We start from the raw sequence: 9,043 nt of genomic DNA on the forward strand, positions 1-9,043 counted from the left end.
CTGGAGGCGTCCTCCGGGGGAAGCCGGAGAGGGACAGGGCGCGATGTGGCGCCCGAAACCCCTGGGGAGTCAGCCATGTTGGCCGTCATCGCGACCGTCGTCTTCGCGGTCGCCTTCGTCATCAACGCCACCGGTACCGACACCGCCGCGGTGTTCACGCCGACGAGCCTGCTGCTGGTCGGGCTCGCGCTGGTCGCCGCCCACCTCGGTGGACTGGGCAGCGGTGCCCGCTGGTCCGGTTACCGCGGCCGGCGGCGCTGAGAGCGCGGAGGGGAGACGACGATGACCGACCGCCGCGAGGAACCCGCTCCGGAGGAGTCCGACCCGCACCGGCCGGGCTTCTCCAGCCCCGGCTTCTCCACGTCCACCGGCGGGGAGGAGGCGGGCCGTGTGCCGCCGGCCCCGCCGGTCCCAAAGTACGAGGTGCCGGAGCCCGAACTGCCGGACGCGGAGGGCAGCGGCCACGCGTCGCCCGCGTTCGGGTCTCCGGGCTTCGAGTCGCCCGGCTTCTCCAGCCCCGACTTCAGCAGTCCCGATTTCAGCAGTCCCGGCCCGCTCGGCGGCGAGGACGGCGGCGGCGATGACAGCGACGACGGCACGTCAGGCGGAGGGCTTTGAGGCCTCGTCGGCCATCCGGGCCCGGCACTCGGCGATGACCCGCTGGGCGTCCCGCTCGATCTCGACGGGGTCCAGTCCGAGCGCCCGCCCTATGTGCGTCGACCAGACCTCCGAGCGCACATTGGTCTCGAAGTCCAGGTCCGCACGGATGCTGTCGCGCGCGGCCTGCCGGTTCTGGCTCACCATGACGAAGGTCGACAGGAAGATCGCCTCCAGGCTGACGACCATCGTGAGCAGCCCGAAGGGGAACCGGTCGAAGACGGCGGCAGGGCCGAGGACCCCCTCGTTGGCGAGGATCCAGCCCGCGAACCAGACCACGTGCACGTAGACGAAGCCCATCGACCCGGCGAAGCGGGTGATCACGTCCGCGACCCGGTCCTGGAGCCCGCGGCCGCGGGCGAGGAGGGCCTGCTCGTGCGACAGGGCGCTGATCACGTGCGGCAAGGGGCCGGTGCGGTGGGACGTCATGGGCACATCCTGCCCGGGCGGTGCCGACCGGCTGCGCACCGGGTACCGCGACGGGAAGAAGCCGGCCCCCTCATGCGTTGACATGCTCGTATCTCCCGCGACAACGGAAGGAGTCACCGTGAAGGTCCGTGCCTCACTGCGCTCCCTGAAGAAGGCTCCCGGCTCGCAGATCGTCCGCCGCCGCGGGCGGGTCTTCGTGATCAACAAGAGGGACCCGCGCTTCAAGGCCCGCCAGGGCTGAGCCGCCGCTCCGGGAACGGGCGCCGCGGACCGTCGCAGGACGGCGCGGCGCCCGTCCGCGTGTCCGGGCGGATCACACGACCGGCGCTCGCGCGCGCAGCAGGAGCAGGACGACGTCGTCCGTCCGGCCGCGCCTCCCGGCGGTGTGCGCGAGCAGGCCGTCGGCGACCTCCTCCAGCGACAGGTGCCCGGTGAGGGCGAGGTGCTCGGCGAGGTCGGCGAGCGCGTCGTCGATGTCCGTGCCCGGGGCCTCGACCAGGCCGTCGGTGTAGAGGGCGAGCACCGAGCCCGGTGGGAAGGGGACCTCGGTGGTGGGGTAGCACGCGTCGGACTCCACCCCGAGCAGCGGCCCGCCGGCGAGGTCGAGCACGCTGACCCGGCCGTCCGGCTCGCGCAGCAGCGGGTGCGGGTGTCCGGCCCGGGCCACGAGGGCGCGCCGCCCGGGTATGTCCAGGTGGAGGTGCACACAGCTGGCGAACAGCCCCGCGTCCAGGTCGACCAGCAGCCGGTTGGTGGACTCCATGACCTGGCCGGGCGACTGGCCGGCCGCGCTGTACGCCCGTACCGCGGTGCGCACCTGGCCCATCAGCCCCGCCGCCTTGACGTTGTGGCCCTCGACATCGCCGACCACCGCGGCCACCCGGTCGCCGACGCGGGTCATGTCGTAGAAGTCGCCCCCGATGTCCATGCCCTCGGTGCCCGGAAGGTAGCGGGCCGCGACCTCCAGGCCGTGCGGCGAGGGCAGGGTGTGCGGCAGCAGGGCCGCCTGCAGCCCGTGGGCGAGCCGGTGCTTGATGTCGTACAGCCGGGCGCGCTCGGCCGCCTGCGCGATCAGGCCACCGAGCGCGGTCAGCACGGCGCGCTCGTCGGCGGAGAAGGTGTGCGGCTCGGGGTAGCCGAGCACGCAGGAGCCCACCGCCCGTCCTGAGGCGATCAGCGGCAGGAACGCCCACGAGGCCATACCGTCGCTGACGGCCGGCCGGCCCGGGTAGAGCTGCGCCAGCCGCTCCGGCGACTCCACGAAGGACGGCGTCCCGCGCACGAGCACCTGCACACTCGCGGTCGGCGCGGACACCGGCGGCCCCTCGAAGTGGTCGAGCATCCGCGGGTCCGGGTAGCCGCGGTGTCCCAGCACCCGCATCCGGCCGCCCTCCGAGGCCAGCAGGGCGACCGTCCGGCCGCCGATGGCGGGCATGATCTCGCCCGCCAGCAGGTCCACGACGTCCTGCACCCCGGCCGCCCTGGTCAGCGCGACGGCCAGGTTCAGCACATGGGAGATGGTCACCAGCCGGGCCGCGCCGCGCGGCCCGGGGTCCGGGGATCCTCCGTGGCCGCCGTCCTCACTGTGCTCACCGCGGTGGCTGTGGTCGTTGTGGTGGCTGTGGACGGCGGGCGCGCCGGCCGAGGCCGTCGGGGCGGGCGCGACCCGCACGGTCACGCCGTCGGTGCCGGGGTGCAGGCAGAAGCGGAGCCAGTCGTTCGGCGGGCGCAGGGCGACGAACGACATGGCCCGCTGGCTGATCAACGCACCGCGGAAGCGGTCCTCGTACGCCGGGTCGTTGAGCCAGGGCATCGCGGTCCACAACCGGGCGCTGACCAGCGCCTTGACGGGCACGCCGAGGAGGGTCGCGGCGGCGGTGTTGGCGTAGGTGACACGGCCGTGGACGTCGAGCGCGCACAGCCCGTCCGGCAGCCGGGCGACCATGTGCTCGGCGTGGACGAGGGGTGACGCGGCGGTCCGCGGGGCGGCCTCGCCGGCCTCCGCGGTGCCGGGCTCGCGGCGGACCGGCCGCCCGGCCACGGCCTCGCGCTCCAGGCGCAGGGCGAGCCGCCGGCAGGCCGAGGTGAGCAGGTCGCGTTCCAGCCCGCCGAGTTCCGGCGGGTGCGAAGCGGCCAGAACGAGGAAGACCGCGCCGTAGGGGGTCTCGTCGGTGGCGACCGGCAGCGCCGCCATGGTGTACGGGTACGGCAGCACCAGCGCGATCCGCGGGTAGACGCGCGCCATCTCGCTCTCACCGCCGATCCAGACCAGGCGGCGCTCGCGCAGGGCGTCGGCCACGGGGAGCCGCGAGGCGAGCCCCACACGTTCCCACGGGGCGGCGAAGGCGCGCGGCAGTCCCGCGCCGACCGCCATCTCCAGGACCGGCGCGTCGGGCGCGAGCAGGTAGACCGCGCCGGCGTGGGCGTGGACGTCGTCCATCATCGAGGCCAGGGCGAGGGAGAGCAGCGCACCACCGGCCGTCCCGCCGCTGTCCGGGTACGGCAGCCCGGGAGGCATCCCGTCGGGCACGGGCACCACCTCCTCCGGCTCTATCGCTCCAGCCTGCCTCCGGGCGGCGCGCCGCGCATGCGGGCGGCGGGCTGACCAGCGCGGATCCCGGCGGCCCGGATGCCGCGGCCGACCGGGTGCGGGCTCAACTGCCGTACGGCGTCGCACAGATGGCATGTCGCGTTTTTGTTCCATCCTCTTGGCGTTCGAAGGAAGCGATGCTTCAATGTGGCGCTGTTAGGAAGGTTTCCTAACTTCTGACTCTCCGGAGACCCCCGTGCAGATCCCCCCACACCGTCATGCACGCACCCTCAACGGCAGGCGCCTGGCGCTCGGCGCGACCGCCGCCCTCTCGGCGGGCGTGCTCGCCGTGGGCGTCGGCTCGCTCGCGTCCGCCGCTCCCGCACCCGTCACCACGGCCGCGACCGCGCACGCCGCCGCGGCGGCCAAGGTCGCGGCGACCGGCCTCGACGACCCCCACAAGAAGGACATCGCGATGCAGCTGGTGTCCAGTGCAGAGAACTCCTCGCTGGACTGGAAGGCCCAGTACAAGTACATCGAGGACATCGGCGACGGACGCGGCTACACCGCCGGCATCATCGGCTTCTGCTCCGGCACCGGCGACATGCTCGACCTGGTCCAGCTCTACACCGACCGCAAGCCGGGCAACGTCCTCGCCCGCTACCTCCCGGCGCTCCGCAACGTCAACGGCACCGACTCGCACAGCGGCCTCGGCTCCGGGTTCGAGAGCGCCTGGCGGACCGCCGCCGCCGACACGGCCTTCCAGCAGGCCCAGAACGACGAGCGCGACCGGGTCTACTTCAACCCCTCGGTCCAGCAGGCCAAGGCCGACGGGCTGCGCGCGCTGGGCCAGTTCGCGTACTACGACGCGATAGTGATGCACGGCCCCGGCGACGACAAGGTCAGCTTCGGCGGCATCCGCAGGACCGCCCTGTCCAAGGCCAAGAGCCCGGCGCAGGGCGGCGACGAGAAGGCGTACATCAACGCCTTCCTCGACGCCCGCAAGGCGGCCATGAAGACCGAGGAGGCGCACAGCGACACCTCCCGCGTCGACACCGAGCAGCGCGTCTTCCTCAACAACGGCAACTTCGACCTCACCCCTCCGCTGAAGTGGAAGGTCTACGGGGACAGCTACACCATCAACCAGTGATCCCCGCGCACCGAAGGACCGGGCCGGCCCCCCGTGCGAGGGGGCCGGCCCGGTCCGCGCCGGCGCCCGTGGCGGCGCCGGTGCCGTCCCGCGGGTCAGGCGACGCAGACGCCCGGGACCGCGAGCCGCTCGTACAGGTGCGGGTGGGCCACCGTGCCGTCGGGGTAGCGCTCGGCGGCGTCGCCGAACTCGGGGCTGGTGAGCGCCGCGTGCAGATGCCCGGCGGACTCCCAGACCGCGATGTTCATCAGCGCGCGGCTGCCCCCGACGCCCTTGTGCATCTGGGCGGAGATGAAGCCGGGCTGCCGCTTGAAGTACGCGGAGTCCTCGGTCCAGGCGGCCAGCACCTCCGCCACCTTGCCGTCCGGCGCCACGATGGTGTTGACCAGGACCACCGGCCCGGTCTCCTCCAGCAGCTGCTTGGGATAGGGGGACGTCTCGTCGACGTCGGCGAGCTCAATCACGGCTGTTCCTGTCGTCGGGGAGCGGTGAGGGGTCGAGCGTCACGGGGAGTTCCGCCAGTCCGCGGAACGCGGGGAAGGGGACGGCCAGCCAGCGCGCGTCCTCGGGCGGCGTGACCGGCGCGACGTGCGGGAAGCGGCCGAAGAGCGTGGCCAGCGCGATCCGCGTCTCCAGCCGGGCCAGTGGAGCCCCGACGCAGTAGTGCGGCCCGTGCCCGAAGGCCAGGTGGGAGCCGGCGTCGGCGCGGGTGACGGCGAAGCGGTCGGGTTCCCCGAAGGCCGCGGGGTCGCGGTTCGCGGAGGCGAGCGCGATCTGCACGAGCGCCCCCTTGGGGACGAGGGTGCCGCGGATCTCCACGTCCTCGGCGGCGTAGCGGAACGTGGCGTTCTCCACCGAGCCCTCGAAGCGCAGCACTTCCTCGACGGCCCGCGGCCAGAGCTCCGGGTCGCGCAGGACCGCGGACGACTGGTCCGGGTGGGCCAGCAGGTGGTGGACGGCGTTGCCGATCAGATACGCGGTCGTCTTGTGGCCGGCGAAGAGCAGTACCCAGGCCGTCGAGACGAGTTCGTGGTCGGTCAGGGCCCCGCCCTCGTCCTGCGCCCGGACCAGCGCGCTCATCAGGTCCTCGCCCGGATGCGCGCGCTTGCGGGCGACCAGCTCCACCAGGTGGTCGCGCAGCGCCCCCTCGGCCTCCTCCAGCGCCTTCCTGGCCTCGGGGCCGAAGCCGGTCTGCGCGACGGTGGCCGACCATTGCCGGGCCTGCTCGCGCTCGGACTCGGGGACGCCGAGGAGTTCGCAGATCACGTTGAGCGGCAGCGGGAAGGCGAACGCCGGAAGCAGGTCGACGGGCTCCCGTGCCGGGCACCGGTCCAGCAGTTCGTCGGCGATGCGCTGGATGCGGGGGCGCAGCGCCGCCACGCGGCGCGGGGTGAAGGCGCTGTTGACGATCCGGCGCAGGCGGGTGTGCTTCGGCGGGTCGGAGAAGAGCATGTTGTCGTCGAGCGCGACGGAGGAGTCCCCGAAGATCCGCTGGTAGGCGTCCATCGCGCCGTACATGTCCTTGCTCAGCCGCGGGTCGGCCAGCGCCGCGCGGGCGTCGTCGTACCGCGTGATCAGGTACGTCTCCACTCCGTGCGGGGGCCGCATCGGGCACACCGGTGCGGCCTGCCGCAGCGCGGCGTACACCGGGTGCGGGTCGACGCGGAACTCCGGTCGCCCCTCGGCGACGGCGGCCGCCGCGTCACCGGGGGTGGCTGCGTGGGTCATGGCTGGTCCTGACATTCGGGCTGCCGTCGGTCACTGCGGCACGTCGCGTCCGCCGGGTGCTCGACGGACACATCATCGGAAACGCCACTTCGGACATCGTAGGAAGACTCCCCGGGGTCCAAATCCGGGAGGGGGCAAATGGATGACGCGCGCGAGCGGACCCCTCACGGCACCTCCGCCTCCCCCGTCACATCCGTATCGGCGACGGGCACTTCGGAAAAGGCCCTACCCAGCTATGGGTGAAAGTTGTACGGTCCACGGGGCCACGTGTCGCCAGGGAGGTATGTCATGGCCCCGCCAGCATTAACCGCTGTACCCGCTGTGCTCAGTCGCGCCCGCACCACGGCCCCGCCCGGCTGGAGCCGGTGGCTCGTGCCGCCCGCGGCGCTCTCCATCCACCTCGCGATCGGCCAGGCCTACGCCTGGAGCGTGTTCAAGCCACCGCTGGAGGGCGCCCTCCAGCTCAGCGGCACCCAGTCGGCGCTCCCCTTCCAGCTGGCGATCGTCATGCTGGGGCTGTCCGCGGCCTTCGGCGGCACCCTCGTCGAGCGCAACGGCCCGCGCTGGGCGATGTGCGTGTCCGCGCTCTGCTTCTCCTCCGGCTTCCTCATCTCCGCGCTCGGCGCCGCGACCAGCCAGTACTGGCTGATCGTGCTGGGGTACGGCTTCGTGGGCGGGATCGGCCTCGGCATCGGCTACATATCCCCGGTCTCCACCCTCATCAAGTGGTTCCCCGACCGCCCCGGACTGGCCACCGGCATCGCCATCATGGGCTTCGGCGGCGGCGCCCTGATCGCCTCGCCCTGGTCGACCCAGATGCTGTCGTCCTTCGGCGCCGACACGTCCGGCATCGCCCAGACCTTCCTGGTGATGGGCCTGGTCTACGCCGTCTTCATGTCGTTCGGCGTGCTGCTGGTACGCGTGCCGGCCGACGACTGGAAGCCGTCCGGCCGGCCCCCCGCCGCCGAGTCGGCGCGCCCCCTGGTCACGACCGCCCAGGTGTCGGCCCGCACGGCGCTGCGCACGCCGCAGTTCTGGTGCCTGTGGGTCGTGCTCTGCATGAACGTGACGGCGGGCATCGGCATCCTGGAGAAGGCCGCGCCGATGATCACCGACTTCTTCGCCGACACCTCGACGCCGGTCGCGGCCACCGCCGCCGCGGGCTTCGTCGGCGTCCTGTCGCTCGGCAACATGCTCGGCCGGATCACCTGGTCGGCCACCTCCGACCTCGTCGGGCGCAAGAACATCTACCGCGTGTACCTCGGCGTGGGCGCCCTGCTCTACCTGCTGATCGCACTCGTGGGCGACTCGTCCAAGCCGCTGTTCATCCTGGCGGCCGCGGTCATCCTGTCCTTCTACGGGGGCGGGTTCGCCACGATCCCGGCCTACCTGAAGGACCTCTTCGGCACCTACCAGGTCGGCGCCATCCACGGGCGGCTGCTGACCGCGTGGTCCACCGCCGGCGTGCTCGGGCCGCTGATCGTGAACGCGATCGCCGACCACGAGAAGTCGGCCGGGCGCACCGGCCCGGACCTCTACACGACGTCCTTCGTCATCATGATGGTCCTGCTGGTCATCGGCTTCGTCGCCAACGAACTCGTACGTCCCGTCAACGCCCGTCATCACGACGGCCCGTCGCAGACACCGGCCGTCGAGGCGGCCGGGCCCGAGTCGGAAGGAGCCGTCCGATGACCGAACCGTCCACGCCGGCCGGTGCGGAAACTCCGGACCGCCGTCCCCTGATGGCGCTCGCCTGGCTGTGGGTGGGCGCGCCCTTCGCCTACGGGGTCTACGAACTCGCCCTCAAGCTCAAGCAGTTGTTCGGCGGCTGAGGCACGGCAGGTTGTTGCGGAATCCTTACCCCCGTCCGGTGGGGGTGGGCGGGCCCGCGGGCGCACTCGTACGCTCGCGGGCATGCCCGCCTCCCTGACGGCCAGACTCGCCCTGGTCACCGCCGTTCCGCTGGCCCTCGCTGCCGCCGGTCTCCTGGTGCACCCGCACACGCTGAAGACCGCGACGGCGCATGACTGGGTTGTACTGCACGTGTGGCTGCTGCCGTTGTTCCCTCTCCTGCCGCTGGGCCTGGCCGTCCCCCTGCACGGGCGCCTCCGGCGCGACGCCGCGGGCGTGGCCGCGGCGCTGGCCTGGGTGGGCGGCTACGGCTACGCGGTCCTCTACACCGGACTGGACGCGGTCGCGGGCATCGCGGGAGGAACGGTGCGCGTGTACGACGCTCCCGGCCAGGAAGCCCTGCTGGACCACCTCTTCGCCACCGGGGGCGCCCTCGGCCGGGCGGGTGTCTGGGCCCTCGCGGGAGCCGTGCTCGCGACGGGCGCCGCGCTGCAGCTGCATGGCGGCGCACGGGACGGACTGCGGGCGGTACCCGGCACGGCCGTCCTGCTCGCCGCGTGCTGGTCCTTCCGGGACAGCCACATCTTCTGGCCCCGGGGCGTGTTCACCATGCTGGCCTTCGCCCTCGGCTTCGCCCTGCTGCTGTGGCGGTCACCGCGCCCGCCCGCACAACCGATGACCTGACGGGCACTAAGCCG

The 9,043-nt window shown here is 72.8% G+C and carries 11 protein-coding genes; 7 read left to right on the top strand and 4 right to left on the bottom strand.

Translation table 11 applies throughout. From position 1 onward, the window contains the following. The first annotated feature begins 75 nt into the window (after positions 1 to 75). Entirely contained in the window at positions 76 to 261 is a 186-nt protein-coding gene (locus ACIP64_RS15480; protein ID WP_401586118.1) for a hypothetical protein, read from the top strand. Positions 262 to 282: 21 nt separating this feature from the next. Beyond that, positions 283 to 618 (top strand): hypothetical protein, encoded by a 336-nt coding sequence (locus tag ACIP64_RS15485; RefSeq protein WP_401586121.1) that lies wholly within the window; start codon positions 283 to 285, stop codon positions 616 to 618. Here the strand turns inward: ACIP64_RS15485 and ACIP64_RS15490 are convergent. After that, positions 601 to 1,086: a DUF1003 domain-containing protein gene (locus tag ACIP64_RS15490; protein ID WP_401586123.1), complete on the bottom strand. Its 486-nt coding sequence runs from the start codon at positions 1,084 to 1,086 to the stop codon at positions 601 to 603. The genes ACIP64_RS15485 and ACIP64_RS15490 overlap by 18 nt on opposite strands. Before the next feature lie 118 nt (positions 1,087 to 1,204). On the opposite strand from ACIP64_RS15490, the gene ykgO reads away from it, so the two are divergent. Continuing rightward, positions 1,205 to 1,327 (top strand): type B 50S ribosomal protein L36, encoded by a 123-nt coding sequence (gene ykgO, locus ACIP64_RS15495; RefSeq protein ID WP_319665974.1) that lies wholly within the window; start codon positions 1,205 to 1,207, stop codon positions 1,325 to 1,327. Between the two features lie 72 nt (positions 1,328 to 1,399). On the opposite strand, the gene ACIP64_RS15500 is transcribed toward ykgO, so the two are convergent. Next, positions 1,400 to 3,604: a SpoIIE family protein phosphatase gene (locus tag ACIP64_RS15500; protein WP_401586513.1), complete on the bottom strand. Its 2,205-nt coding sequence runs from the start codon at positions 3,602 to 3,604 to the stop codon at positions 1,400 to 1,402. Positions 3,605 to 3,872: 268 nt separating this feature from the next. Between ACIP64_RS15500 and ACIP64_RS15505 the strand changes: the two genes are divergently transcribed. Next, entirely contained in the window at positions 3,873 to 4,766 is an 894-nt protein-coding gene (locus ACIP64_RS15505) for a chitosanase (RefSeq protein ID WP_401586127.1), read from the top strand. A gap of 95 nt (positions 4,767 to 4,861) precedes the next feature. Here the strand turns inward: ACIP64_RS15505 and ACIP64_RS15510 are convergent, their stop codons facing one another. Both ACIP64_RS15510 and ACIP64_RS15515 read right to left on the bottom strand, forming a co-directional pair. After that, positions 4,862 to 5,230: an antibiotic biosynthesis monooxygenase family protein gene (locus ACIP64_RS15510; RefSeq protein WP_401586130.1), complete on the bottom strand. Its 369-nt coding sequence runs from the start codon at positions 5,228 to 5,230 to the stop codon at positions 4,862 to 4,864. Beyond that, complete coding sequence (locus ACIP64_RS15515; RefSeq protein ID WP_401586132.1) at positions 5,223 to 6,494, bottom strand: cytochrome P450; 1,272 nt, start codon at positions 6,492 to 6,494, stop codon at positions 5,223 to 5,225. The genes ACIP64_RS15510 and ACIP64_RS15515 overlap by 8 nt, the downstream gene beginning before the upstream one ends. A gap of 288 nt (positions 6,495 to 6,782) precedes the next feature. Here ACIP64_RS15515 and ACIP64_RS15520 point away from each other — a divergent pair, with 288 nt between their 5' ends. The 3 genes from ACIP64_RS15520 (at position 6,783) to ACIP64_RS15530 (ending at position 9,029) form a co-directional block, all read left to right on the top strand. Continuing rightward, positions 6,783 to 8,186 (top strand): OFA family MFS transporter, encoded by a 1,404-nt coding sequence (locus ACIP64_RS15520; protein WP_401586135.1) that lies wholly within the window; start codon positions 6,783 to 6,785, stop codon positions 8,184 to 8,186. Then, positions 8,183 to 8,326 carry a hypothetical protein gene (locus ACIP64_RS15525; protein ID WP_401586137.1) on the top strand — a complete coding sequence of 48 codons (144 nt, stop codon included), beginning with the start codon at positions 8,183 to 8,185 and terminating at the stop codon, positions 8,324 to 8,326. The genes ACIP64_RS15520 and ACIP64_RS15525 overlap by 4 nt, the downstream gene beginning before the upstream one ends. Before the next feature lie 82 nt (positions 8,327 to 8,408). Then, entirely contained in the window at positions 8,409 to 9,029 is a 621-nt protein-coding gene (locus tag ACIP64_RS15530) for a hypothetical protein (protein ID WP_401586140.1), read from the top strand. Positions 9,030 to 9,043: the final 14 nt, after the last annotated feature.

It is taken from the genome of Streptomyces sp. NPDC088733 (assembly GCF_044751185.1).
In the GTDB taxonomy this organism is placed as follows: Bacteria; Actinomycetota; Actinomycetes; order Streptomycetales; family Streptomycetaceae; genus Actinacidiphila.

Coding starts and splice junctions, on each gene's coding strand:
- ACIP64_RS15525 (WP_401586137.1), top strand. CDS start 8,183: ATGACCGAACCGTCCACGCCGGCCGGTGCGGAAACTCCGGACCGCCGT.
- ACIP64_RS15485 (WP_401586121.1), top strand. CDS start 283: ATGACCGACCGCCGCGAGGAACCCGCTCCGGAGGAGTCCGACCCGCAC.
- ACIP64_RS15530 (WP_401586140.1), top strand. CDS start 8,409: ATGCCCGCCTCCCTGACGGCCAGACTCGCCCTGGTCACCGCCGTTCCG.
- ACIP64_RS15490 (WP_401586123.1), bottom strand. CDS start 1,086: ATGACGTCCCACCGCACCGGCCCCTTGCCGCACGTGATCAGCGCCCTG.
- ACIP64_RS15500 (WP_401586513.1), bottom strand. CDS start 3,604: ATGCCTCCCGGGCTGCCGTACCCGGACAGCGGCGGGACGGCCGGTGGT.
- ACIP64_RS15480 (WP_401586118.1), top strand. CDS start 76: ATGTTGGCCGTCATCGCGACCGTCGTCTTCGCGGTCGCCTTCGTCATC.
- ACIP64_RS15520 (WP_401586135.1), top strand. CDS start 6,783: ATGGCCCCGCCAGCATTAACCGCTGTACCCGCTGTGCTCAGTCGCGCC.
- ACIP64_RS15515 (WP_401586132.1), bottom strand. CDS start 6,494: ATGACCCACGCAGCCACCCCCGGTGACGCGGCGGCCGCCGTCGCCGAG.